We start from the raw sequence: 22,491 nt of genomic DNA on the forward strand, positions 1-22,491 counted from the left end.
CGCTTCGTGACGCTCCGAACGTGCCTCGTGACTGAATGGGGGCCGGTCAACCCGGACACGTTAGGTCGCATCCATGCCAACAACAGCACTCGCTCCAGAGGTTCCGCCGACGCTTGTTCTTGATCCGACCGACCAGGCTCCTGGGGTTGCGCGGGCGTTTCTGGCCGCGCGGTTTCGAGAGTGGGGGATCGCGGACGACTACGTGGGGCGGCTGGTGGTCTGCGAGCTGGTCACCAACGCGTACCGGTACGGGGAGGGGCCGATCGTCGTCCGGGTGTTCCGGGACGAGCGGGACGGGCTGGTGGTGGTCGAGGTGTGGGACGGCGGCGAGGGACGGCCCGTGGTCCGTCCGGAGGACCACACGGCCACACGGGGACGGGGGCTGCTGTTCATGACGCAGATCGTGCAGGAGTGGGGCGTTCGTCCCCTCAACGAAGGAGGCAAGGTCACATGGGCCAAGCTGCGCTGACGGTGCGGCGGACGATCCGCGTCCGCTATCTACAGTGGCGCACCGAGCGGAACCGTGACATCGCCGTGCGACACCTGGACGTGATCGCCCTTGCCCTTGAGGGGCGGGGGTGGCGGTGCGTGAAGACGTACCGCCCCGAGGTGGTCCCGGTTCGTTTCCCGCTGCTGCGGGTCTACGGCAAGGGCAGTGTCGTGACCACGCTGAGCGTCCTGGCTGTTCCCGGCGGCCGGTGGGGATTCCACGAGGCGCCGCGCGGGCGCGGCGGCTTCCTGTGTCACTGCGGAGGTGACGTCGCGCAGGAGGCGAAGGTGATCGACGGGTTTCTGCGGAACCGCTTGCCGCGGTGAGATCCACGCTGGAAGGAGAGCCGATGCCCGGTTCCGAGGCGACGGTCCTGTTGCGCGTCGCCGCCTGGCCCGTCCGTCGTGTCGCCGTCGCCTACCTGCGTCGGCAGGCATCAAACATATGACGCTCGCCATCGAGCGCGCCGATCACAGGGACGCGGACAAGCGCTACATGATCTCCAAGGTCATGTGGCTGTCGGTCGAAGCCTTGAGGTGGAACGGCCGGGGACCGATGCCGGACTTCCGCGCCGATGAATCAGAGAGAATGGAGCAGTAGTCGTTGATCTAGCTCCGCATTCGGCGCTCCTGGCCCTTATAAGGTCAGCGAGCCGGGTTGTCGAGCCGAAGATGTTGGCCGTCCGGCCCCACGGTCAAGGTGAATCGGTCTGGGGTTGGGCTGCCGAGCTGGGTCCACTGGGTGAAGGCGGCTTCTACTTCGTCCCACAGGCGGCGGTCTCCGTACTGCGTGACGATGTGTTCGCCTGTGGGGCTGGAGTCGCAGGTGGCCCATGAGCCCTTGGGGTCATCGACTTCCGCGAGGAAACAGGACTTGGCACCATCTGTGTTGAACATTCGGAGCATGACGAGTCGAGGCACGTTCATGGTCAGTGCTAGGTCGGCTCCGGCTTCGGCTTCCATTACTTGTGCTGGGTCGAGGCGGGTAGTGGTCAGCTGAGCGTCGTCCACATGGTGTTTGTGCCAACCCGAGATTGGCCGTTGTGAACGCAGCATCATGTACCCGGCACCTCCATGAAATGTTCCTACCGCGTGTCCGTCCCGCGTGGCTATCAAGCGCAACTTGAAACCGCTGGTACCAGACATCCAGGGCAGCACGGCCCGACCGCCCGGTCGGAGTTGTCGTACCCACTCAAGGGGAACCTCGCTTACTCCGCATGTCACATGAATGCCGTCGTAGGGTGTGCCTTGCGGCCATCCTGCGACCCCATCGCCGGTGATGAGGTTAGGAGCGTATCCGGCTGCCCGGATGTTCTCGGCGGCTTGTGCGGCCATTTGGGGGTCGATCTCGACGGTAGTGACGTTCTCGGATCCCACGCGGTCACTGAGGAGCGCGGCCGTCCATCCGGTCCCCGTTCCGATATCGAGTATTCGTTCACCCTCGATGGGGGCGAGAAGTTCGAGGAAGGGAAAGACCACACCGGGTGCGGAATTGGATGAAGACGCCGATCCTTCGGCGGATGCCGGGTCGCCCGCACCGTCGTCCCGTTGCGTGATGACCGACATGTTCGAATAGACCGCTGCCCACCATCCCTCTGGGTCGGTGTTCCGGTCGATGGTGTGTGCCGGCGGACCTTGGCGGTAGGAGTTGGGCATGGCATAGCCGCGTTCCGGGATGAACAAGTGCCGCGGTACCGCGTGCATGGAGCGGCGCCACTTTTGGTCGGTCAGGTCACCCGAAGCGGTTAGAGCGTCGGCCAAGCGGTCGATGTCCTCGTCTACCGATGTCATGCTCCTCCTTTGAGGAGATCCGCAAATGCCGCCGTGATGGGTGCCCCGGTCTGTTCTTCGAGCCAGCCCCATTGCCCATTGGGGTTGCATTCGAAAAATACCGGTTCGCCCCGTTCTGTAAGGCCGAAGTCGAAACAGCCGAAAGCGAGTCCAAAATTTCTCAGATAGGAGATCATGGGACCGATCAACTCGGCCGGAGGATCGCACCAAGTGTAGGTCAGCCGGTCGTAGTCGTACCGCCAGTCCAGTTGCGGAGGGGTGGAATCAATCCGGACACAGAAGACCTCCTCCCCGACCACCGTGATTCTCAGGTCTGCCACCTTATCCACGAGGCTTTGGAACAGGTGTGCGGTTCCGGCCACGGTCTCGTCAATCTCGTCCGCGTGGACGGGCCGAGTCCAGATGGTCTGCGGGCCGTCCGGGGTCAGGTACCGGACGAAGGTCAGCGGCTTGTAGACAACCTGGCCTTGCTCGGCGGCGAAGGCACGAGCCTGGCCCAAATCGTTGGTGACCAGCGTCGTAGAGACGCGCAAGCCCAGATTCGACGCGACCTTGAGTTGCCTGACCTTCACGTCAGCGGCACGGTTGGCGTCCGGATGGTTCACATACAGGCAGTTCGGCAGATTGGCCAGGATTCCACTGAACCCGTGACGGGCCTCCTTGGCGGCGAAACACGCGTCTTGCTCGTCCAGTTCGGGGGAGGGAGTGTGCGGGCTGGGCCTGCGCCTGTAGACCGCCCTGACCGACGCCAGATCCAAACGCCTGGTCCCGGTCATCAGATCACCCGTCCACCGACCAGCGTCATCGAGACGAACAGCGAAGGTCACCGTGCTGGGGAAGTCCTTGCCCGGGTCAAGACGAACCACTGGTACGTCGCGCTTCCGGAGTTCCATGATCACAGCGTCGGCCGTGTAGTCGTCCAGCTCGCTCAGTACCAGGACAGGGCGTTCGTCTCGCACTCGCTAGTCCTCTTCGGAGTCCTGGTCCTTGTCTGGGTCGTACTGCTTGTGGTCGGCACCGTCACCCTTGCTGACCTGGGTTGGGGTCTCAGTGGCCTTGTAGGTCTTGCGGTGACCGAAGGTGACGACCGAGCCATCGTCAAGGACACAGCGCCCGGTCTGAGTCTCGGGGTCAAGTTCCATCGTGTACGGGGGAACGACGGTCACCGCCGCGAACGGTGAGAGCCGGGTCAGACCCCAAGGGCTCCGTGCGGGCATCGCGTTGGCTCCTTCTACGCTCCGGGGAGCCCTATTGTCCCTCACCCGTCCAACGCGCGTTGGCGTCCATGCCATCACCATCGGCCGGTGGGTGACCAGATCCCGCTGACATTTCGATGTCATGACAGATGACCTGTCACCGCCGCCTCGATGACCTGTCATAGGGGCGCCGACAGCCTGCGCGCGGCCCCGGAACTGCCAGATCGATCGTGATCGGTGGGCTAGGGTGGCGGACGTGGTGCGACGTTCGATCCTCATCCAGGACGACGAGGTGACCAAGGACACCGGCTTCGTTCTGATCTGCTCGGGCTATCTGGTCGAGCAGGGCCGGGTCCTGCTGGTGCACCACAACCGGTTCGGCAAGTGGGTGCCGCCCGGCGGGCACATCGAGCCGGGCGAGACGTTCGCCGAGATCGCCGTCCGGGAGTTCAAGGAGGAGACCGGGCTGCTGGTCGAGGCCTTGTCCGCTCAGCCGGTGATCCATCCACCCGACGGCAACGCCACCCCCGAGCCGGCCCCGTTCTACGTGGATCTGGAACGCGAGGGCTTCCGCATCCCGGCGATCGTCCAGTTCTTCTACGTCCGCCGGATCGGCGGCGAGCAGGAACTGCAAGCCCAACTCGAAGAGGTCGCCGACGCCCGGTGGTTCACCCTCGGCGACCTGGATGACCTGCCGACCTTCGAGCAGGTCCGGTCGCTGGCCCGGTTCGCGCTGCGCAACTACCCGATCGAGAGCGAACGCGCCTGACCGCGCGGAGCTGGCCTGGCGTCAGTTGGTCTGGCCCGGCGTACGGCTCGGCGTGAGGTCGCCGGTCTTGAGCCGGTCGGCTCCTGCGGCCAAGGCATAGCCGCTCACCAGACCGCCGCCGTCGGTGACCTGGCGGGAGACCACCAGCTTGACCGGCGTCCCGCCGAAGGCGTCGGCGACCGCGAGGTTGAGCCGCTGGACGTATTTGGGCACCGACGAGGATGCGACGTGCAATGCCGCAGCGATCTGCGGGACGGCCAGGCCGCCGGGGGCGTGATGCAGCAGGACCGCCAGGTCGAACAGCCGCTGCGACACGGCGCAGGCCGCCGACGCCTCGACGGTGCTCATCGTGATCTGTCGGCCGTCTCGCATCAGCGAGATCTCGCGCAGTGCCGGCGGCGCTTCCTCCAGACGGCCTGCCACGGGGCCGGCCGCAGAACCGTCCGCCTCAGCCATACTGAGCCGGCCGATCCGCAGCCGGGCTTCCTCATATGCGGTGACGGTGTAGTAGGCCGCCCGGACGGTGGCCCGCTGCCCAGAAGCGCCCGGCTCGTTCCAGAGCCCGGCCTCGGCGTCCCACAGGTTGTTCATCAACCGCCAGGCTCGTGCCAGCCTGCGGTCATGCGGGCTGCCACCGGCGTGGAGCACACCCCGTACGCCGAGCGCGTAGGCCATGTGCTCCCAGGCGGTGCCCTGAACATCCTTGTCGTCCTCGACGAAGGTCTCCCACCGGTGATGGTTGCGCAGCAGCCACTGCCCGGCCTCGGTGACGATCTGCGCCGGGCACAGCATCTGCGGTCTGCCGTGAACCCCGCCGACCTCCTGTGGCTGGGCCCGGGTGCGGGAACCGCCCTCCAGGTGTCTATGCCGGTTCCCTGCCGCCGCGGCGACTAGAGCCGTCTTGCTCGGGCTCGGCTCGGTGTCGACATAGGTCCGCCACCCCCAGGCACCGCTGGGACGACGGTGATACAGCAGCCCGGCCAGCCCGTGCCCGATCAGCGGCTCGACCCGGGAGGCCAGGGCGCTGGTATCGGTCCCACCGGGCAGTGCCAGCCCCGGGCCTAGCGCGGTCAACGCATCGCGCAGCCGCGACAACGCCAGCACGGCCAGCGCGGTCTGGTGCAGCGAGGTGTCGTCGATCCCGGCGACCTCCGGCCAGCCGTGCTCGACCTGGTGGCGGTCAAGCCAGTCCACGCACCAGGCCGCGGTCTCGGCGACCTCGGGCTGGGTGAAGAATTCCGGGTAACGCAGTAACCCGGTCAGGCCGAAGCAGACGAACCGGGTGTTCTCCCCCGGCCGCCCTTCTGCCGGGGACGGCAATGCTGTTCGACCGCCTCGGCCAGGTAGGCCAACGCGCCGCGGACCGGGGCGCCACCAACGTCGGCTGCACGCAGGATCGCCAGCACCTCGCTGGTGTTCACGATCGACGACACCGACGACAGCGTCAGCCCCCACCCGCCGTCAAAACCCTGACAGCCCAGCAACGTCCGGGCCGCGCGGGCGACACGCTGGTCGTAGGAGGCGAGCCCGGCCAGCTTCATCGTCGACCACCCTCACTGCGTCCAGCGACAACGGCGACCGGCTGATGTCACGCGGTCACCGTGAGCATAACCAGCTAGGGAACGACCGGTCACTGCGCCCGTACGGGCGTCTACCAGTGGGGGCCGGTGGTCACTTGCGGGGTTGGGTGAAGCGGAGCATGTTGCCGGATGGGTCGCGGAAGGCGCAGTCGCGGACGCCGTAGGGCTGGTCCATCGGCTCTTGCAGTACCTCGCCGCCGGCGGCGCTGATGCGCTCGAAGGTGGCGTCGCAGTCGTCGGTCTTGAAGATGACGCCGCGCAGCAGGCCTTTGACAAGGAGTTCCGCCATGGCCTTCTTGTCGGCGGACGAGGCGTTCGGGTCGGCGAGGGGCGGTTCCAGGACGATGTCCACGCCGGGCTGGGACGGGGGCCCGACCGTTACCCAGCGCATTCCCTCGAAGCCGACGTCGTTGCGTACCTCCAGGCCGAGGACGTCGCGGTAGAAGGCGAGCGCCTTGTCGTGGTCGTCGACGGCGATGAAGCACTGGGAAAGGGTGATGTCCATGGGTTTCACGCTATGGGCGGGGAGGAGGGTCTCGCTTCTCCGTTCCTGACCGGTCGCGTGTGGATCTTGGCGATGCAGGCGGGGATGGCGGCGCCCTCGTCGTGGCGGCGGGCCCGGTAGGCGCTCGGGCTCTCGCCGACCAGTTCGGTGAACCGCGAGCTGAACGAGCCCAGCGAGGTGCAGCCGACCGCGAAGCAGACGTCCGTCACCGAGAGGTCGCCTCGCCGCAGCAGGGCCTTGGCCCGCTCGATCCGGCGCGTCATCAGGTAGCTGTACGGCGTCTCGCCGAAGGCGGCGCGGAAGCTGCGGGAGAAATGGCCCGGCGACATGAGGGCGACGCGCGCCAGCTCCGGGACGTCGAGTGCCTTCTCGTACTCGCGGTCCATCAGGTCGCGGGCCCGGCGCAGCCGGACGAGGTCTTCCAACTCCACCCCGCCACGATACGCGCTGCTACGACGCTCGGATCCTTGCCTCGGCTCCGTGGAGCAGCCCGGGGGCCATGCGGCGATGGATCGCGGACAGCGGGGGCCAGATGAGACGGCCGGGGCTTCGGTCGTAGCGCATGAAGGTGGCCAGCGACACCCGTCCTTCGGTTGCCTGGACGACGAGGTTACTGGTGAGGAATCAGGAGGCGGCCTCTAGGCATCGGCGGCGCGTTCTTCCGGATGATGGTCCCGCCACGCGCGTTCCCATTGCCGGGTCAGTGCCGGGTAGACGACGAGGTAGCGGAACGGCGAGATGGCGGCCATGTACAGCCGTCCGAACAGGCCGTTGGGCTTGACGAGGACCGCCATGTGCAGCTCGTGCCCGCCGCTCGCGGCCGGTGCCCAGCCGAGGTGCATGATCGTGTGGACGGTCTTGTTCGCCAGTTCGCGGGCGCACTCCTGGTCGAGCTCGTACACAGGGGTGAGCGGGATGGCTGTGGATTCGGGGCCGGCCGGAGCCTCGCGGAGGTCGTCCGGCAGACGGTCGCGCAGCGACGGGACCCGGGCCTTGATGCCCGCCTTGGGCTTGTCCCATCCGAGGAGCCCGCCGAGCTTCCAGCGCACCTCGAACAGGAACCGGACCGGCAAGGGGTACCGCGAGGGTCCGCCGGAGGCCCGCATCGCGGCGAGCATCGCGGGGAAGTCGTCCGGTCCGGCGCCGGGCGTGCGGAACGACCAGACGTCCTCCAGCCGGAAGTCGGGGGCGATCTCGTGGATCCGCCACGGCCGGTCGGTGTGGGCTGTGGCGGGGAGCCTCATCGCTGCGGCCGTTCGGGATCGAAACCGGCGGTCATCGCTGTCTCCGTTCGGATATACGGTGGCGTACAAGACGAGGCTAGGCCCATTTATACGCTTGCGTATATAACGTGGAGAGGTGAGGTGAGGCACATCGTGGGCGCCACTCGCACGCCGCGCGGCAGGTGGGTCGAGGAGGGGCTGCGGGCCCTGGCGGCCGGCGGCCCGGACGCCGTCCGCGTCGAGGCGCTGGCGAAGGGGCTCGGTGTCACCAAGGGCGGCTTCTACGGGTACTTCGCCGACCGCGGCGCGCTGCTGGAGGCGATGCTGGACGCCTGGGAGCGGGAGAGCATCGACGAGGTGATCGAGCGCGTCGAGCGCGAGGGCGGCGACCCGAAGACCAAGATCCAGCGCGCGGGCGCGCTCACCTTCTCCAGCGACCGCCTGCTGCCCATCGACCTGGCGATCCGCGACTGGGCCCGGCGGGACGAGTCGGTCGCCGAGCGGTTGCGGCGGGTGGACGACCGGCGCATGGCGCTGCTGCGCGAGATGATCGGCACCTTCTGCTCCGATCCCGACGAGGTCGAGGCCCGCAGCCTGCTCGCCTTCTGTGTCGCGATCGGCGAGCACTTCCTCGCCGCCGGCCACGGCGGCCGGACCAGGGCCCAGGTCCGCGCCCACGCCGCCGACCTGCTGCTCAACCGCCCCCGCGCCGAGCGCGGCCGCTAGGGGTGCAAGAACCTTGATGTCGAGATAAATTGAAGATAGCTTGACATCAAGAGAAATCCTGCCGAAGTTAGGCGGACCTGATTCCCGGTCGGGGATCCGACTAGGGCAGGATCAAGGAAGATGAGCACCCGCCCCCGCCGTGCGCCGGGCGGGCATTGAGAAGACCCAGATGACGAGCGCCGCGCGATCATGTCCCGGACCCGACGCGCGGCGGCGACGGAGGAGGAGTCCGTGTCCGCGAACAGCTTCGGCAGCCTGGACAAGCTGCAGGTGGGCGAGAAGTCCTACGACATCTACCGGCTGGACGCCGTCGAGGGCTCGGCACGGCTTCCGTACAGCCTCAAGGTGCTCCTGGAGAACCTGCTGCGCACCGAGGACGGCGCGAACGTCACCGGCGAGCATATTCGCGCGCTCGCCGGTTGGGACGCGAACGCGCAGCCGAGCAAGGAGATCCAGTTCACGCCCGCGCGCGTGATCATGCAGGACTTCACCGGCGTGCCGTGCGTGGTCGACCTGGCGACGATGCGCGAGGCCGTCGCCGGGCTCGGCGGCGACGCCACCAGGATCAACCCGCTCGCCCCGGCCGAGATGGTCATCGACCACTCCGTCATCGTCGACTACTTCGGGTCGCCGGACGCGTTCGAGCGCAACGTGCAGGTCGAGTACCAGCGCAACAGGGAGCGCTACCAGTTCCTGCGCTGGGGCCAGACGGCGTTCGACGAGTTCAAGGTCGTCCCGCCCGGCACCGGCATCGTCCACCAGGTGAACATCGAGCACCTGGCCCGCGTGGTGTTCGACCGGGACGGGGTCGCCTACCCCGACACGTGCGTCGGCACCGACTCGCACACGACGATGGAGAACGGCATCGGCGTCCTCGGCTGGGGCGTCGGCGGCATCGAGGCCGAGGCGGCCATGCTCGGCCAGCCGATCTCGATGCTCATCCCGCGCGTGCTGGGCTTCAAGCTGACCGGCGAGCTCCCGGCGGGCACGACGGCGACCGACCTCGTGCTGACGATCACCGAGATGCTGCGGCAGCACGGCGTGGTCGGCAAGTTCGTCGAGTTCTACGGCGAGGGCGTGCACGCGCTGCCGCTGGCGAACCGCGCCACGATCGGCAACATGAGCCCCGAGTTCGGCTCCACCTGCGCGATCTTCCCGATCGACGACGAGACCCTGAAGTACCTGCGGCTCACCGGGCGCACCGACGAGCAGATCGCGCTCGTCGAGGCGTACGCCAAGGAGCAGGGCATGTGGCTCGACCCGTCGGTCGAGCCGGAGTTCTCCGAGTACCTCGAACTGGACCTCGCGACGGTCGTCCCGTCGCTGGCCGGGCCGAAGCGCCCGCAGGACCGCATCTCCCTGTCCAACGCCAAGGAGACCTGGCGCCGGGACGTGCAGAACTACGTCGCGAGCGTCCAGGGACGGGCGGACGAGGCGTCCGACGAGAGCTTCCCGGCCTCCGACTCCCCGGCGATCAGCTACGGCAGCAACGGCGACAAGCCCCGCGACGTGGACGCCAACGGGTCCAGCCGCCCGCACAAGCGGGTCCCCGTCACGCTGGAGGACGGGACGGGCTTCGAGCTCGACCACGGCCATGTCGCGGTCGCGGCGATCACGTCCTGCACCAACACCTCCAACCCGTACGTCATGATCGCGGCGGCGCTGCTGGCGAAGAACGCCGTGGAGCGGGGCCTGACCCGCAAGCCGTGGGTCAAGACCTCGCTGGCGCCGGGGTCGCAGGTCGTCACCGACTACTACGAGCGCGCGGGCCTCACCCCGTACCTCGACAAGATCGGCTTCAACCTGGTCGGGTACGGCTGCACCACCTGCATCGGCAACACCGGGCCGCTCCAGCCGGAGATCTCCAAGGCCGTCAACGACAACGACCTGGCGGTCACGGCGGTGCTGTCGGGCAACCGCAACTTCGAGGGCCGCATCAGCCCCGACGTGAAGATGAACTACCTGGCCTCGCCGCCGCTGGTCATCGCCTACGCGCTCGCGGGGACGATGGACATCGACATCCTCAACGACCCGATCGCCGAGGGCACCGATGGTCCGGTCTTCCTGCGCGACCTGTGGCCCGCGCCGGAGGAGGTCGCCTCGATCGTCGAGTCGTCCATCGGGCAGGAGATGTTCGTCAAGGACTACGCCGACGTCTTCAAGGGCGACGAGCGGTGGCGCGGGCTCGACATCCCGACCGGTAACACCTTCGAGTGGGACCCGTCGTCCACGTACGTGCGCAAGGCCCCGTACTTCGACGGCATGGAGATCGAGCCGGCGCCGGTCACCGACATCCACGGCGCGCGCGTCCTGGCCAAGCTGGGCGACTCGGTCACCACCGACCACATCTCCCCGGCCGGGTCGATCAAGGCCGGCACGCCCGCCGCGCAGTACCTCCAGGACAACGGCGTCGCGATCAAGGACTTCAACTCCTACGGCTCGCGCCGCGGCAACCACGAGGTGATGATCCGCGGCACGTTCGCCAACATCCGGCTGCGCAACCAGCTGCTGGACGACGTGGAGGGCGGCTTCACCCGCGACTTCACCCAGGACGGCGCGCCGCAGTCCTACATCTACGACGCCGCGCAGAACTACGCGGCGCAGGGCACGCCGCTGGTGGTCATCGCGGGCAAGGAGTACGGCTCCGGCTCGTCCCGCGACTGGGCGGCCAAGGGCACCGCGCTGCTCGGCGTCCGCGCCGTCATCGCCGAGTCGTACGAGCGCATCCACCGCTCGAACCTCATCGGCATGGGCGTGCTCCCGCTCCAGTTCAAGGACGGCGAGTCCGCCGCGTCCCTCGGCCTCACCGGCACCGAGACCTTCGACGTCACCGGGGTCGAGAAGCTGAACGAGGGCGACATCCCGCGCGAGGTCACCGTCACGGCGGACGGACGGGAGTTCACCGCCGTCGTCCGCATCGACACGCCTGGGGAGGCGGACTACTACCGCAACGGAGGCATCATGCAGTACGTCCTCCGCAACCTCCTGCGCAAGTAGCGGCAGGCCGCGTCCGGTGAAACGGGCCGCCACCCCCAAGGGAGGCGGCCCGTTTCCCTTGGTCCGGGGCTGAACCAGGGCCCGGGGCCAGGGCTCAGTGCTCGGTGGCGAGGCGCAGGCCGAAGACGATGAACGCCAGGCCCGTGACCTGCTGGAGGCGGCGCCTGACGGCGGGCCGGGCCAGGGCGCGGCGGGCGGCCCCCGCGGCGGCGACCACGAGGGCGAACCACAGCAGGCCCTCCGCGGCGTGGATGACCGCGAAGACCATGCTCGTCCCGAACATCGGCGCGCCGTGCGGAACGAACTGCGGCAGCAGGCTCATGTAGAACACGCCGATCTTGGGGTTGAGCAGGTTGGTGACGAACCCGGTGCGCAGCGCGGCGGACCCGGAGACGGACGGGTCCGGCACCTCTCCGTCGCCGAACGCCCTGCGGCGCGCCTTCCAGAGCGCCTGGCCGCCGAGCCACAGCAGGTAGCAGGCGCCCGCGACGCGCAGCGCGTCGAAGGCGAGCCGGGACGCGGCCAGCAGCGCCGTCAGCCCCGCCGCGCTCGCCACCGCCCACGCGAGGCAGCCGGACGCGACGCCGGCGGCGGCGAGGATCCCGGTGCGGCGTCCGCTGGTCACCGTCGTGCGCAGGACGAGCATCGTGTCGAGCCCGGGAGTGACCGTGACCAGGGCGGCGACTGCGGCGAAAGCGAGGCAAGCAGTGAGCATTCGGACATTCTGCCACCGGGGTGGCAGGAATGTTCCTGGTCAGGACGGGAATGGCCGCCCAGACGCGTGGATTGGATCTAGACATGGCTGACATCACCAAGAAGATCGGCGACCTCGACGTCTTCCCGCTCTCGCTCGGCGGCAACGTCTTCGGCTGGACCGCCGACAAGGACACCTCCTTCGCCGTCCTGGACGCCTACACCGGGGGCGGCGGCAACTTCATCGACACCGCCGACGTGTACTCGGCGTGGGTGGAGGGCAACGACGGCGGCGAGTCCGAGACGATCATCGGCGAGTGGACGGCGTCGCGCGGCAACCGGGGCGACGTCGTCATCGCGACGAAGGGCGGCCGGCACCCGGACCACGATGGTCTGTCCGCGCCCGTGCTCAAGGCGGCCGTGGACGACTCGCTCCGGCGCCTCCGCACCGACTACATCGACCTGTACTACACCCACTTCGACGACCCGTCCGTGCCCGTCGAGGAGATCATGACCACGCTGGACGAACTGGTCGCCGCAGGCAAGATCCGGCAGATCGCGGTGTCCAACATCGAGCCCGACCGGCTCGCCGCCTCCCTCGCCTTCAGCGAGCGCGAGGGCACGGCCCGGTACGCGGCCATCCAGCCCGAGTACAACCTGGTGGCGCGCGACTCCTACGAGGGCCCGCGGCGCGACCTGGCCGAGCAGTACGGGCTGGTGGCCGTCCCGTACTACGGGCTCGCCTCGGGGTTCCTGACCGGTAAGTACCGTCCTGGGGCCAGCGTGGACAGCGCGCGCGCCGGGAAGGCGGCCAAGCACCTGGAGACCGAGCGGGGGAACAAGGTCCTGGAGGCGCTCGACGCCGTCGCCGAGGAACAGGGCGTTCCCGTCGCGACCGTCGCGCTGGCCTGGCTGTCCGCCCAGCCGACCGTCGTGGCGCCGATCGCCAGCGCCCGCACGCTCGACCAGCTCCCGCCGCTCCTGGAGGTGCCCCGGACGGAGCTGACCGCCGGCCAGGTGGACAGGCTCACCAAGGCGTCCGCCTGACCTTTCGTCCGAGCTCGCGCAGGAGGTCAGGCACGCCGACCTGCGCGGCCTCGGGTGGGCGTTCGGCGCCCGCGTCGCCGGGACGCCGCTACCTCGACGCGGGACGCATGCGGGCGGCGCTGCTGATCGTGGTGGGCGCGTTCGCGGTGGCCCTCATCGTCCGTAACCTGATCTGATGCGACCCACCAAGGCCGACCTGGAGGCCGCCCGCGACCGCGTGATCCCCGACGTTCTCCCCCCGGACGGCGGGACGCTCCGGGTGCTGTTCAGCGGCATCAACCCCGGCCTGTACTCCGGCGCCACCGGCCACCACTTCGCCCGCCCCGGCAACCGCTTCTGGCCCGCGCTGCACCGCTCCGGCTTCACCGACCGCCTGCTGGCGCCTTCCGAGCAGCACCTCCTGCCCGGCTTCGGCCTCGGCATCACCAACCTGGCCCACCGCACCACCGCGCGCGCGGACGAGCTGACCGCCGAGGAGCTCCGCGAGGGCGGCCGCCGCCTCACCGCCCTGGTCGAGCGGTACCGTCCGGTCTACCTCGCCGTCGCCGGGGTCACCGCCTACCGCACCGCCTTCGGCCGCCCCGGGACGGCGATCGGCCCGCAGGACGAGACGTTCGGCCCGGCCAAGCTGTGGGTGCTGCCCAACCCCAGCGGCCTCAACGCTTCCTGGCCGCTTGAGCGGATCGCCGAGGAATTCGCGCGCCTGCGGGTGGCCGCGGGTTGAGCCGTGGGTGCTGCACCCAGCTCGCTAAGCGGCCTCAACGCTTCCTGGCCGCTCGACCGGATCGCCGAGGAGTTCGCTCGTCTGCGCGAGGCCGCGTTCACCTCCTGAGCGTCCTGGACGGTCAGGAGGTGTGGTTCAGGGCGGCGGTGGTGGCGAACATCGTCTCAACCTCGGTGAGGAGGGACGGCTTGGGCTCCCAGAGGCCCGGACGGCCGAGCGCCACGATCGGGCGGGGCAGGGCCCGGACGGACGCCAGGCGGTAGTGGTGGGCGCCCTTGTCGGCCCAGGGGCCGCAGTCGCAAGGGCCGCCCGCGACGGCGGCGGAGCAGACGTGGGCGAGGTCGGCGACGGCGATGACGGCGCCGATCGTGGCCAGCGGATCGCGGGGGTCCCAGCCGGCGGCCTGGATCAGCGGCGAGTCACACGCCTTCAGATCGACCCGCATCGAGGCGTGCACGAGCAGCGGACCGCGGTAGGCGGTCGGCAAAGCCTGGTTGGAGACGGACTTACCGCCACGCGCTATCGCGAACGCCCAGGGCTGCTGAACACTAATCGCCTGCACGCGGTCACCTCCAGTGCTCGCACTGTCTCCGGATGCGCGGCCCGGGCCGGGGCGCGCCGCGCGACGATGCCCGAGAGGCTAGGCGCATTCCGGGCGATATGCCAACGGGGGAAGCGAACGCGTCGGCGTTCGGGTCCACGGACTGTCCCCATCGATCATTTATGGGACGCACGAAGACCTCTCCGGGTTGTCACGCTCACCGTGCGTATTGGGAGCACGGTGCCTAATGGGGTTTACGGGCCCGCTGGCCCGGCCCGTCCGCGAGCCCCCGGGACGCCCGAGGCGCTCGCGGCGGGAGCGCCAGGTTCAGCCCTTCAGCGCGCCCGCCATCAGGCCGCGCATGAAGAACCGTCCCAGCAGCAGGTAGACCAGGAGGGTGGGCAGGGACGCCAGCAGCGCCGAGGCCATCTGCTGGTTGTACTGGACGGCGACCGCGCCGGAGCCCGCGGTGTTGTTCAGCATGACGGTGACGGGCCAGCTGTCCGGCGCGCCGAGGAACACGGCGAACAGGAAGTCGTTCCACATCGAGGTGAACTGCCAGATCAGCGTGACCGCGAACGCGGGCGCGGACACCGGCAGGACGATCGACCAGTACGTGCGGAGCATCCCGGCGCCGTCCACGCGGGCGGCCTCGATCAGCTCGTCCGGGATCGTGACGTAGTAGTTGCGGAAGATGAGCGTGCAGATCGGGATGCCGTACACGACGTGCGCCAGCACCAGGCCCCGGATCGTCCCGACGAGCTCCATGTCGGTCAGCAGGCCCGCGAGCGGGATCATGACCGCCTGGTAGGGGATGAACATCCCGAACAGGAACAGCGTGAACACCACGTCCGCGCCGGGGAACCGCCACTTCGACAGGACGAAGCCGTTCAGCGAGCCGAGCACCGCCGAGATCAGCGAACCCGACACCGCGATCTTGACGCTGTTCTCCAGGCCCGGCCGGAGCGTCTCCCACGCCGAGCTCCAGCCGGACGTGCTCCAGTGGCCCGGCAGGTTCCACGCGGTGCTCGGGTCGGCCTCCTGGAGCGGCTTGAAGCTGGTGACGACCAGCACGTACACCGGCATCAGGAACAGCACGACGAACAGCAGCAGGACCAGCGGCCGCGCGAACCGCAGCGCCCTCGCCCCGGGAGTCGCCCCGGACGTCGGCGCGGTCATCGCGTCCGCTCCGCCCGTACCGACCACACCAGGTAGGGGATCACCAGAAGGGCCACCGCGAGCAGCAGGTACGTGGCGATGGTGGCGCCGTTGGCCGGGTCGTGCCGGTCGAACACCTCCACGTACGTCGCGATGGCCGGGACATAGGTGATGATCTGCTTGCCCGCGATCGCCATGATCAGGTCGAACACCTTCAGCGAGATATGGCCGAGGATGATCAGTGCCGACAGCGTCACCGGGCGGAGCTGCGGGAACACCACGTACCGGTACACCTTCCACTCGGACGCGCCGTCCACCCGGGCGGCCTCGCGCAGCTCCTCGGGGACGCTGCGGAACCCGGCCAGGTACAGCGCCATCACATACCCCGACATCTGCCAGACGGCGGGCAGCGCCATCGCGGCCATGCCCCAGTCGGGGTTCTGCCACCAGTCGTTCGCCAGCGACCCCAGGTGGACCTTGCCGAACAGCTGGTTGAGGCCGACGGCCCGCTCGGGCGGCGCCGGGTTCATCAGCCAGCGCCACACCACGCCGCTGGCGATGAACGAGATGGCCATCGGGAACAGGTAGATGACGCGGAACGACGCCTCGCCCCGGATGCCCTTGTCCATCAGGAACGCCAGGAACGCGCCGAGCAGCAGCGCGCCGAGGACGAACACGGCGGTGAACAGCAGCGCGTGCCTCACCGCGCCCGGCCAGCTCGGCTGGTCCCACAGGTCGACGAAGTTCTTGCCCTTGTCGAACTTGTAGGGCGAGACCTCGTCGTGCTTGCCGCTCAGCGCGACCCGCGTGTTCCAGAAGATCAGCCCGTAGACGAACAGGCCGATCGCGACGATGGACGGCGACACCAGCAGCAGGCCCGGCAGCCACCGGCGGGCGCGGCGCAGGGATCGGCGGGCCTGGCGCGGCGGCCGGCCGGTCCGGTGCGGCGGCCCGCCGGTCCGGCGCTGAGCCCGGGCGGTCCGGCGCGCAGTCCGGCCGGTCCGGCGCGGAGTCCAGCGGGTCACTGGCCGCTGTTCTTCGCCGCGCTCGCCAGCGCGGCCTGAAGCTTGCCGACGTCCTTGTTCTGAAGGAACAGGCCCACCGCGGTGTCGATGTCGGTGTGCTGCTTCTTGCTGGCGTTCACGCCGTGCCAGAACGAGCCCGCCAGCTTGACGCCGGGCTTGTTCCACTCGTTGAACGCGTACTCCAGGTAGCCCTTGTAGAGGGTCTTGTCGGCGTCCTTACGGGCGGGGATGGAACCCTTCTTCGGGTTGAACAGGTCCTGCCCCTCCTTGCTGGACGCCTCCTTCAGCCACGCCAGGGCGCCGCCGCGGTGGGGTGCCCCCTTGGGCAGGGTGAAGCTGTCCGACAGCCACATATAGGTGCCGTCCGTGCCAGGGGACGCCGCGTACTTGAAGTCGGTGTCGAGCTTCTTGCCCAGGCCGTTGGGCGCGGTGCCGGTGAAGTACCCGTACGCCCAGTCGCCCATGATGTTGAACGCCGCCTTGCCGTCCACGACGGCCTTCGCGGCGCCCTGCCAGTCGGTGGACGCGGCCTCGGAGGTCGTGTACTTCATGATCTCGGCGTAGTCGGCGAGCGCCTTGCCGACCGCCGGGGCGCTCCAGTCGGCGCCGGGCTTCCACAGCGCGTTGTAGGCGTCGGTGCCGAGGTCGCCGAGCAGGACGTTCTCCAGCAGGTGGTCGGCCGTCCACTGGGCGCCGAGCGACAGCGGCACCTTCTTGGTCTTGTCCTTGACGGCCTTCAGCGCCGTGATGAAGTCGGCGATGGTCGCGGGCGGGCCCGCGATCCCGGCGTCCTTGAGGATGCCGGGGTTGTACCAGAGCACGTTGGAGCGGTGGATGTTCACCGGCACCGAGTAGATCTTGCCCTGGTAGGTGATCTGCTCGATGAGCTGCTGGGGATAGGCCGCCTTGAGCTTGTTCTCGTCGTAGAAGGAGTCCAGCGGCTCGATCTGCCCGGCCTTGATGTAGTCGAGCAGCTCGGCGCCCGCGTGGCCCTGGAAGGAGTCCGGGGGCTTGCGGTTCTGCAGCCGGCTGGCCAGCACCGCCTGCGCCTGGGTGCCCGACCCGCCCGCGATGGCGGCGTTGGTGAACTTGGTGCCGGGGTTCTTCTTCTCGAAGTCGGCCTTCATCGCGGCGAGCCCGTCGGCCTCGCCGGGACCGGTCCACCATGAGAAGACCTCGACCTCGGACGCGTCGTTGCCGCCCTTGCCGTCGTTGCCGCCGCACCCCGACACGGCCAGCGCGCCGGTCAGCGCCGCCGCCGCGAAGGCCGTCCAGCGCCGCCTGGGAGCCTGTCCTCGCATCGCCCGTCCCTTCTGTACCCCGGAGAACAAGCGTCCGTTCGGACGGGACGGGGGTCAACACCGCGTGCCGAAAAGTGATCCCGCGGTTATCGACCGCCGTCAGGCGCCCCGGCCCGGGGCGCCCGGCGGGCCGGCCGGGGGCCGGGCGGGGTCACCAGGCGAGGGCGGGCGGCAGCGCGGCGGTCCCGGCGTCGGGCCAGTCCAGCGGCGGGCCCAGCGGGGCCAGCTCGGCGAGCTGGAGTCGGTACCACGGCGAGGACTCGGGCCGTCCGGCCAGGTCGAGGCACTGCTCCCACGTCCACCACTCGGCCGCCTCCACCTCCTGCGGGTTGGGACGGACGGCGCCGCCGGACGGCACGACGGCGCGCACGACCGGGCAGCGCTCGTGCTCGACGGTCCCGTCGTCCGCGACGGCCCGGTACTGGAATCCGGGCAGGACGGGCGCGAGCGAGGCGGCCGCCAGAGTGTCGTCCGTAATGCCTAGTTCGTCGTGCAATCGCCGGAGCACCGCGTCCCGGAGACCCTCGCGCGGACCCGGATGCCCGCAGCAGCTCCCCGTCCACACGCCCGGGAACGTCCGCTTCCCCAGGGCGCGCTGGGTGATCAGAATGCGACCCTCCGTGTCCGCCAAATAGCATGAAAAAGCCAGGTGGTAGGGGGTGTCCCTATGGTGACTCGCGGCCTTGGGGGCCGTCCCGACGGCCTCGTCTTCCGCGTTGAGCAGCACGATCTCTTCGACGACCATGCTCTCTTCCTACCCCATCGCCCTCTCCGGGGTCAGGGGTTTCACACCCCTGGGCCAGGCGCCCTCCGGCGCGGCGCGATCGAACCGGGCTTAAACTCGGAACGGCCCGATACATGGGGAACCAGGTCCCCGACGGAGGAGTTGACACGCGTGAGCCTGCTGGAGTCGATCAAGGGACCAGGGGACCTCAAGCGACTGGACGCCGCTCAACTGCCCCGCCTCGCCGGAGAGATCCGCGAGTTCCTCGTCGAGGCCGTGTCGAAGACGGGCGGGCACCTCGGCCCGAACCTGGGCGCCGTCGAGCTGACCGTCGCGCTGCACCGGGTCTTCGACTCGCCGCACGACAAGATCCTCTTCGATACCGGGCACCAGGCGTACGTCCACAAGATGCTGACCGGGCGGCACGACTTCGGCCTGCTGCGCCGCCGCGGCGGGCTGTCGGGCTACCCGAGCCGCGCCGAGTCCGAGCACGACCTCATCGAGAACTCCCACGCCTCCACCGCCCTGTCGTACGCCGACGGGCTCGCCAAGGCGTTCCAGCTGCGCGGCGAGGGCGACCGCGCCGTGGTCGCGGTCGTCGGCGACGGCGCGCTGACGGGCGGCATGTGCTGGGAGGCGCTGAACAACATCGCCGCCGGCCACGACCGTCCGGTCATCATCGTGGTGAACGACAACGGCCGCTCCTACTCGCCGACGATCGGCGGCCTGGCCAGCCACCTGGCCGACCTGCGCGTCACCCAGGGCTACGAGCACGCGCTCGACCTGATCAAGAAGACGGTGCCGCGGGCCCCGGTGGTCGGCAACGTCGCCTACGAGGCGCTGCACGGCATCAAGAAGGGCCTGAAGGACGTCCTGCAGCCGCAGGCGATGTTCGAGGACCTCGGCATGAAGTACGTCGGCCCGATCGACGGGCACGACGAGGACGCCGTCGAGCGCGCGCTGCGCCGGGCCCGCGGCTTCGGCCGGCCGGTGATCGTCCACTGCATCACCACCAAGGGCCGCGGCTACGCGCCCGCCGAGAACGACACCGAGGACTGCATGCACGGCGGCGGCGCGTTCGACCCCGCCACCGGCAAGTCCGTCGCGAAGGCCGGCGCCCCCGGCTGGACGAAGGTGTTCGGCGAGGAGATGGTCGCGATCGGCGGGGAGCGCCGCGACGTGGTGGGCATCACCGCCGCGATGCTCCACCCGGTCGGGCTCGCCCCGTTCGCCGAGGCGTTCCCCGACCGCGTCTACGACGTCGGCATCGCCGAGCAGCACGCGGCCACCTCGGCCGCCGGGCTCGCGATGGGCGGCCTGCACCCGGTCGTCGCGGTGTACGCCACGTTCCTCAACCGCGCGTTCGACCAGGTCCTCATGGACGTGGCGCTGCACCGCCAGCCCGTCACCTTCGCCCTCGACCGCGCCGGGGTCACCGGCGACGACGGCGCCAGCCACAACGGCATGTGGGACATGTCGATCCTGCAGCTCGTCCCGGGCATGCGCGTCGCCGTCCCGCGCGACGGCGCCCGCCTGCGCGAGCTGCTGCGCGAGTGCGTGGCCGTCACCGACGGCCCGACCGCGATCCGCTACCCCAAGGGCCCCGTCGCCGCCGACATGGAGGCGGTCGGCAAGGCCGGCGGCATGGACGTCCTCGCCCGCCACGACGGCTCCAACGGCACCCGCGTGCTGCTGGTGGCCGCCGGGTCGATGGCGGCGCCCGCCGTCGAGGCCGCCGGGCTCGTCGCCGCGCAGGGCATCGGCGTCACGGTCGTCGACCCCCGCTGGGTCAAGCCCCTCGACCCGGCGCTGCTCGGCCTCGCGCGCGAGCACACGCTCGTCGCCGTCGCCGAGGACAACGGCCGCACCGGCGCCGTCGGCGACGCCGTCGCCCGGCTGCTGCGCGACGCCGAGGTCGACACGCCGATCCGCACCTTCGGCATCCCGCAGGAGTTCCTCGACCACGCCTCGCGCGCCCAGATCCTCGCCGACATCGGCCTCACCCCGCAGGCCCTCGCCCGCGACATCACCGAGTCCGTCGCCCGCATCACCTCGACCGACGCACCCGAACCGGCGACGTCCGAGCAGTCCGATTGACCAGACCGCGAGCGGCCGAGGGTCGCCCGGGGCGGCCCGGGTCGCCCGGGACGGCCGGGGGGCGGCCAGGGTCAGACGCCTTCGGCTGAGATGAGCTGCCAGAAGTGGGTGATGGTGGCGGACGCGGTGCCGAGCCCGCGGCCGGAGTAGGTCCACCGGCCGCGCAGTCGCCATGGCCGCCCGTCGCCGTCCTGGACGAAGACCTGGAGGGGGAAGCAGGCGTCGTGCGCGCGGATGACGCCCAATGGGTCGACCGAGGGCCGCAGCTCGGGCTCGCCTTCGCACCGCACACCCAGGACGGACGTGCGCGCGTCCTGGCGCAGAAGCCCCTGCGTCAGGTCGTACACCAGTACGGAGACGTAGTCCGGGCCCAGCCACCGTAGATCGGGGAGAGTCTCGGGCGGGGGAAACCCGTACAGTTCTGGACCGCCGGTCACACGCCGCACGGTAGCGCCATCGTCACACTCCCGTCACTACTTTCACGGCGGGATGTTTCGGCATACCTGCCGTTCGTAGGCGATTAGCCGGAAGAGCGCCCCGGTCGCGCGGTCAGTCGACGGGCCGGCAGGCGTTGGTCATGGCCTCCCACCGGGCCAGCTTCACGCGCTCGCCGCGGTCGAGGCTGCGCGCGAGGGCGATCTCGGCGGCGTCCAGGTTGAGCCAGTCGGCGTAGGTGACGACGGGGAGGCAGCGGGACTCCAGCAGCTCCTCGATCGTGTTCCCGGGCGGCGTCCGGTCCGCAGGGACGTCCTCCAGCAGGTTGCGGACGGTCTCGGCGGCGTCGGACTTGTTGGTCCCGACGACGCCGGTCGGGCCGCGCTTGATCCATCCGGCGACGTACTCGCGGGGGACCTGGGCGCCGTCCGGCCCGAGGATGCGCCCGCCCTCGTTCGGGACGACGTAGGAGCGCTCGTCGAACGGGACGCCCGCCAGCGGGACGCTCTGGTAGCCGACCGAGCGCAGCACCATCCCGACGGGCAGCGTCTCGAACTCGCCGGTGCCGGTGACGCGGCCCGTCTCGTCCAGGCGCGTCTTCTCTAGGCGCAGGCCCTCCACACGGTCGGTGCCGAGGATCTCGACGGGGGCGCGCCAGAACCGCACGTCGATGCGGCGGGGCCGGTCCGCGGGCGGCTCGCCCGTCCAGCCGTTGAGGACCTTGATGTTGCCGCGGACGTGCCGGTCGGTCTCGGCCAGCTCGGCGCTCGCCGGGTCGAGGTCCATGTCCTGCGGGCTGACGTGGATGCCGGCGCTCGGCAGCTCGCCCAGCTCGCGGGCCTCCTTGGTGGTGAACTTGGCCTGCGCGGGCCCGCGTCGCCCGACCATGTGGACGCGCCGGACGCGGCTGCGCGACAGCGCCTCGATGACCTGCTCGGGGACGTCGGTCTCGCGCAGCTCCTCCGCCGTCTTGGCGAGGATCCGCACGACGTCGACGGCCACGTTCCCGACGCCGATCACGGCGACCTCCTCGACCGACAGGTCGAAGGCGTGGTCGGCGGCGTCGGGATGCCCGCAGTACCAGTTGACGAAGTCGGTGGCGGCGATGCTGCCGGGCAGGTCCTCGCCGGGGATCGCCATGTGCCGGTCGACCATCGCGCCGGTCGCGTAGATCACGGCGTCGTAGCAGCCGAGCAGGTCGGCGCGGGTCAGGTCGCGGCCGAGTTCCACGCACCCGAAGAACCGCACGCCCGGACCCTCCAGCACCTTCTGCAGGTACCGCGCGATGGCCTTGATCGACTTGTGGTCGGGGGCGACGCCGTACCGGACGAGCCCGTACGGCGTGGGCAGCCGGTCGAGGACGTCCACCCGCACGTCGCCGCCGGTCTGCTTGACGAGCGCCTCGGCCGCGTAGAGCCCCGCGGGCCCCGAGCCGACGACCGCGACGCGCACTGGTTCTACCATGCGGGT

25 protein-coding genes are annotated in these 22,491 nt (G+C 69.7%); 9 read left to right on the plus strand and 16 right to left on the minus strand.

The genetic code is table 11. The features are described from left to right. Positions 1 to 73: 73 nt before the first annotated feature. The 3 genes from E1298_RS07075 to E1298_RS47820 all read left to right on the plus strand — a co-directional run bounded on the left by E1298_RS07075 (position 74) and on the right by E1298_RS47820 (position 1,090). Positions 74 to 469, plus strand: a complete 396-nt coding sequence (locus E1298_RS07075) for an ATP-binding protein (protein WP_131890162.1) — start codon at positions 74 to 76, stop codon at positions 467 to 469. Then, positions 451 to 816 (plus strand): hypothetical protein, encoded by a 366-nt coding sequence (locus tag E1298_RS07080; RefSeq protein WP_131890164.1) that lies wholly within the window; start codon positions 451 to 453, stop codon positions 814 to 816. Before E1298_RS07075 ends, E1298_RS07080 begins: the two co-directional genes overlap by 19 nt. A gap of 118 nt (positions 817 to 934) precedes the next feature. Further along, entirely contained in the window at positions 935 to 1,090 is a 156-nt protein-coding gene (locus E1298_RS47820; protein WP_165975345.1) for a hypothetical protein, read from the plus strand. Between the two features lie 44 nt (positions 1,091 to 1,134). On the opposite strand, the gene E1298_RS07085 is transcribed toward E1298_RS47820, so the two are convergent. The 3 genes from E1298_RS07085 to tgmA are packed head-to-tail and all read right to left on the minus strand — an operon-like array spanning position 1,135 to position 3,497. Next, positions 1,135 to 2,280 (minus strand): methyltransferase domain-containing protein, encoded by a 1,146-nt coding sequence (locus E1298_RS07085; RefSeq protein WP_131890166.1) that lies wholly within the window; start codon positions 2,278 to 2,280, stop codon positions 1,135 to 1,137. Continuing rightward, complete coding sequence (tgmB, locus tag E1298_RS07090) at positions 2,277 to 3,239, minus strand: ATP-grasp ribosomal peptide maturase (protein WP_131890168.1); 963 nt, start codon at positions 3,237 to 3,239, stop codon at positions 2,277 to 2,279. Before tgmB ends, E1298_RS07085 begins: the two co-directional genes overlap by 4 nt. A gap of 3 nt (positions 3,240 to 3,242) precedes the next feature. Then, positions 3,243 to 3,497, minus strand: coding sequence for a putative ATP-grasp-modified RiPP (gene tgmA / locus E1298_RS47825; protein ID WP_165975346.1), 255 nt, complete (start codon positions 3,495 to 3,497; stop codon positions 3,243 to 3,245). A 235-nt stretch (positions 3,498 to 3,732) separates the two neighbouring features. Here tgmA and E1298_RS07100 point away from each other — a divergent pair, with 235 nt between their 5' ends. After that, the gene (locus E1298_RS07100) at positions 3,733 to 4,245 is read left to right on the plus strand and encodes an NUDIX hydrolase (RefSeq protein WP_165975347.1); all 513 of its coding nucleotides are present in this window, start codon (positions 3,733 to 3,735) and stop codon (positions 4,243 to 4,245) included. A gap of 21 nt (positions 4,246 to 4,266) precedes the next feature. Here the strand turns inward: E1298_RS07100 and E1298_RS07105 are convergent, their stop codons facing one another. From E1298_RS07105 to E1298_RS07125, 5 genes are all read right to left on the minus strand, one after another. Continuing rightward, the gene (locus E1298_RS07105) at positions 4,267 to 5,565 is read right to left on the minus strand and encodes a hypothetical protein (RefSeq protein WP_165975348.1); all 1,299 of its coding nucleotides are present in this window, start codon (positions 5,563 to 5,565) and stop codon (positions 4,267 to 4,269) included. Next, entirely contained in the window at positions 5,505 to 5,786 is a 282-nt protein-coding gene (locus E1298_RS07110) for a hypothetical protein (protein WP_131890176.1), read from the minus strand. Before E1298_RS07110 ends, E1298_RS07105 begins: the two co-directional genes overlap by 61 nt. A 130-nt stretch (positions 5,787 to 5,916) precedes the next feature. Further along, entirely contained in the window at positions 5,917 to 6,330 is a 414-nt protein-coding gene (locus tag E1298_RS07115; RefSeq protein WP_131890178.1) for a VOC family protein, read from the minus strand. A gap of 5 nt (positions 6,331 to 6,335) precedes the next feature. Continuing rightward, positions 6,336 to 6,716, minus strand: a complete 381-nt coding sequence (locus tag E1298_RS07120) for a helix-turn-helix transcriptional regulator (protein WP_207944488.1) — start codon at positions 6,714 to 6,716, stop codon at positions 6,336 to 6,338. A 252-nt stretch (positions 6,717 to 6,968) separates the two neighbouring features. After that, positions 6,969 to 7,574: a DUF2867 domain-containing protein gene (locus E1298_RS07125; RefSeq protein ID WP_131890182.1), complete on the minus strand. Its 606-nt coding sequence runs from the start codon at positions 7,572 to 7,574 to the stop codon at positions 6,969 to 6,971. A gap of 120 nt (positions 7,575 to 7,694) precedes the next feature. On the opposite strand from E1298_RS07125, the gene E1298_RS07130 reads away from it, so the two are divergent. After that, the gene (locus E1298_RS07130; RefSeq protein WP_131890184.1) at positions 7,695 to 8,279 is read left to right on the plus strand and encodes a TetR/AcrR family transcriptional regulator; all 585 of its coding nucleotides are present in this window, start codon (positions 7,695 to 7,697) and stop codon (positions 8,277 to 8,279) included. Positions 8,280 to 8,468: 189 nt separating this feature from the next. Beyond that, the gene (gene acnA, locus E1298_RS07135) at positions 8,469 to 11,276 is read left to right on the plus strand and encodes an aconitate hydratase AcnA (RefSeq protein ID WP_207944487.1); all 2,808 of its coding nucleotides are present in this window, start codon (positions 8,469 to 8,471) and stop codon (positions 11,274 to 11,276) included. A gap of 94 nt (positions 11,277 to 11,370) precedes the next feature. Here acnA and E1298_RS07140 read toward each other — a convergent pair whose 3' ends face one another. Further along, positions 11,371 to 11,991, minus strand: coding sequence for a LysE family translocator (locus E1298_RS07140; protein ID WP_131890188.1), 621 nt, complete (start codon positions 11,989 to 11,991; stop codon positions 11,371 to 11,373). An 83-nt stretch (positions 11,992 to 12,074) separates the two neighbouring features. Here E1298_RS07140 and E1298_RS07145 point away from each other — a divergent pair, with 83 nt between their 5' ends. Together E1298_RS07145 and mug are read left to right on the plus strand one after the other, a co-directional pair. Next, a complete protein-coding gene (locus E1298_RS07145; RefSeq protein ID WP_131890190.1) occupies positions 12,075 to 13,016 on the plus strand; it encodes an aldo/keto reductase in 942 nt (313 codons plus the stop codon). A gap of 175 nt (positions 13,017 to 13,191) precedes the next feature. Then, a complete protein-coding gene (gene mug, locus E1298_RS07155; protein WP_131890192.1) occupies positions 13,192 to 13,740 on the plus strand; it encodes a G/U mismatch-specific DNA glycosylase in 549 nt (182 codons plus the stop codon). A 121-nt stretch (positions 13,741 to 13,861) separates the two neighbouring features. On the opposite strand, the gene E1298_RS07165 is transcribed toward mug, so the two are convergent. The 5 genes from E1298_RS07165 to idi form a co-directional block, all read right to left on the minus strand. Next, on the minus strand, positions 13,862 to 14,302 hold the full coding sequence (locus E1298_RS07165; protein ID WP_131890194.1) for an ASCH domain-containing protein: 441 nt from the start codon (positions 14,300 to 14,302) through the stop codon (positions 13,862 to 13,864). Between the two features lie 306 nt (positions 14,303 to 14,608). After that, complete coding sequence (locus E1298_RS07170) at positions 14,609 to 15,460, minus strand: carbohydrate ABC transporter permease (RefSeq protein WP_131890195.1); 852 nt, start codon at positions 15,458 to 15,460, stop codon at positions 14,609 to 14,611. Next, a complete protein-coding gene (locus E1298_RS07175) occupies positions 15,457 to 16,464 on the minus strand; it encodes a carbohydrate ABC transporter permease (RefSeq protein ID WP_341770600.1) in 1,008 nt (335 codons plus the stop codon). The genes E1298_RS07170 and E1298_RS07175 overlap by 4 nt, the downstream gene beginning before the upstream one ends. Then, positions 16,461 to 17,765, minus strand: coding sequence for an ABC transporter substrate-binding protein (locus tag E1298_RS07180; protein WP_131890197.1), 1,305 nt, complete (start codon positions 17,763 to 17,765; stop codon positions 16,461 to 16,463). The genes E1298_RS07175 and E1298_RS07180 overlap by 4 nt, the downstream gene beginning before the upstream one ends. Before the next feature lie 151 nt (positions 17,766 to 17,916). After that, positions 17,917 to 18,510, minus strand: coding sequence for an isopentenyl-diphosphate Delta-isomerase (gene idi / locus E1298_RS07185; protein ID WP_131890199.1), 594 nt, complete (start codon positions 18,508 to 18,510; stop codon positions 17,917 to 17,919). Between the two features lie 150 nt (positions 18,511 to 18,660). On the opposite strand from idi, the gene dxs reads away from it, so the two are divergent. After that, the gene (gene dxs / locus E1298_RS07190; RefSeq protein ID WP_131890201.1) at positions 18,661 to 20,586 is read left to right on the plus strand and encodes a 1-deoxy-D-xylulose-5-phosphate synthase; all 1,926 of its coding nucleotides are present in this window, start codon (positions 18,661 to 18,663) and stop codon (positions 20,584 to 20,586) included. Between the two features lie 71 nt (positions 20,587 to 20,657). Here the strand turns inward: dxs and E1298_RS07195 are convergent, their stop codons facing one another. Together E1298_RS07195 and E1298_RS07200 are read right to left on the minus strand one after the other, a co-directional pair. Beyond that, complete coding sequence (locus E1298_RS07195; protein ID WP_131890203.1) at positions 20,658 to 21,023, minus strand: hypothetical protein; 366 nt, start codon at positions 21,021 to 21,023, stop codon at positions 20,658 to 20,660. Positions 21,024 to 21,135: 112 nt separating this feature from the next. Next, positions 21,136 to 22,485 carry an FAD-dependent oxidoreductase gene (locus tag E1298_RS07200; RefSeq protein WP_424923078.1) on the minus strand — a complete coding sequence of 450 codons (1,350 nt, stop codon included), beginning with the start codon at positions 22,483 to 22,485 and terminating at the stop codon, positions 21,136 to 21,138. Positions 22,486 to 22,491 lie beyond the last annotated feature (6 nt).

Origin of the sequence: Actinomadura rubrisoli, assembly GCF_004349215.1 — a bacterium.
Classification (GTDB): domain Bacteria; phylum Actinomycetota; class Actinomycetes; order Streptosporangiales; family Streptosporangiaceae; genus Spirillospora; species Spirillospora rubrisoli.

Excerpts from the sequence above, each read along its gene's own strand:
- E1298_RS07075 (WP_131890162.1), top strand. The coding sequence starts at position 74 with ATGCCAACAACAGCACTCGCTCCAGAGGTTCCGCCGACGCTTGTTCTT.
- E1298_RS07080 (WP_131890164.1), top strand. The coding sequence starts at position 451 with ATGGGCCAAGCTGCGCTGACGGTGCGGCGGACGATCCGCGTCCGCTAT.
- E1298_RS47820 (WP_165975345.1), top strand. The coding sequence starts at position 935 with ATGACGCTCGCCATCGAGCGCGCCGATCACAGGGACGCGGACAAGCGC.
- E1298_RS07085 (WP_131890166.1), bottom strand. The coding sequence starts at position 2,280 with ATGACATCGGTAGACGAGGACATCGACCGCTTGGCCGACGCTCTAACC.
- tgmA (WP_165975346.1), bottom strand. The coding sequence starts at position 3,497 with ATGCCCGCACGGAGCCCTTGGGGTCTGACCCGGCTCTCACCGTTCGCG.
- E1298_RS07110 (WP_131890176.1), bottom strand. The coding sequence starts at position 5,786 with ATGAAGCTGGCCGGGCTCGCCTCCTACGACCAGCGTGTCGCCCGCGCG.
- E1298_RS07115 (WP_131890178.1), bottom strand. The coding sequence starts at position 6,330 with ATGGACATCACCCTTTCCCAGTGCTTCATCGCCGTCGACGACCACGAC.
- E1298_RS07120 (WP_207944488.1), bottom strand. The coding sequence starts at position 6,716 with ATGGACCGCGAGTACGAGAAGGCACTCGACGTCCCGGAGCTGGCGCGC.
- E1298_RS07125 (WP_131890182.1), bottom strand. The coding sequence starts at position 7,574 with ATGAGGCTCCCCGCCACAGCCCACACCGACCGGCCGTGGCGGATCCAC.
- acnA (WP_207944487.1), top strand. The coding sequence starts at position 8,469 with ATGTCCCGGACCCGACGCGCGGCGGCGACGGAGGAGGAGTCCGTGTCC.
- E1298_RS07140 (WP_131890188.1), bottom strand. The coding sequence starts at position 11,991 with ATGCTCACTGCTTGCCTCGCTTTCGCCGCAGTCGCCGCCCTGGTCACG.
- E1298_RS07145 (WP_131890190.1), top strand. The coding sequence starts at position 12,075 with ATGGCTGACATCACCAAGAAGATCGGCGACCTCGACGTCTTCCCGCTC.
- mug (WP_131890192.1), top strand. The coding sequence starts at position 13,192 with ATGCGACCCACCAAGGCCGACCTGGAGGCCGCCCGCGACCGCGTGATC.
- E1298_RS07170 (WP_131890195.1), bottom strand. The coding sequence starts at position 15,460 with ATGACCGCGCCGACGTCCGGGGCGACTCCCGGGGCGAGGGCGCTGCGG.
- E1298_RS07180 (WP_131890197.1), bottom strand. The coding sequence starts at position 17,765 with ATGCGAGGACAGGCTCCCAGGCGGCGCTGGACGGCCTTCGCGGCGGCG.
- idi (WP_131890199.1), bottom strand. The coding sequence starts at position 18,510 with ATGGTCGTCGAAGAGATCGTGCTGCTCAACGCGGAAGACGAGGCCGTC.
- E1298_RS07200 (WP_424923078.1), bottom strand. The coding sequence starts at position 22,485 with ATGGTAGAACCAGTGCGCGTCGCGGTCGTCGGCTCGGGGCCCGCGGGG.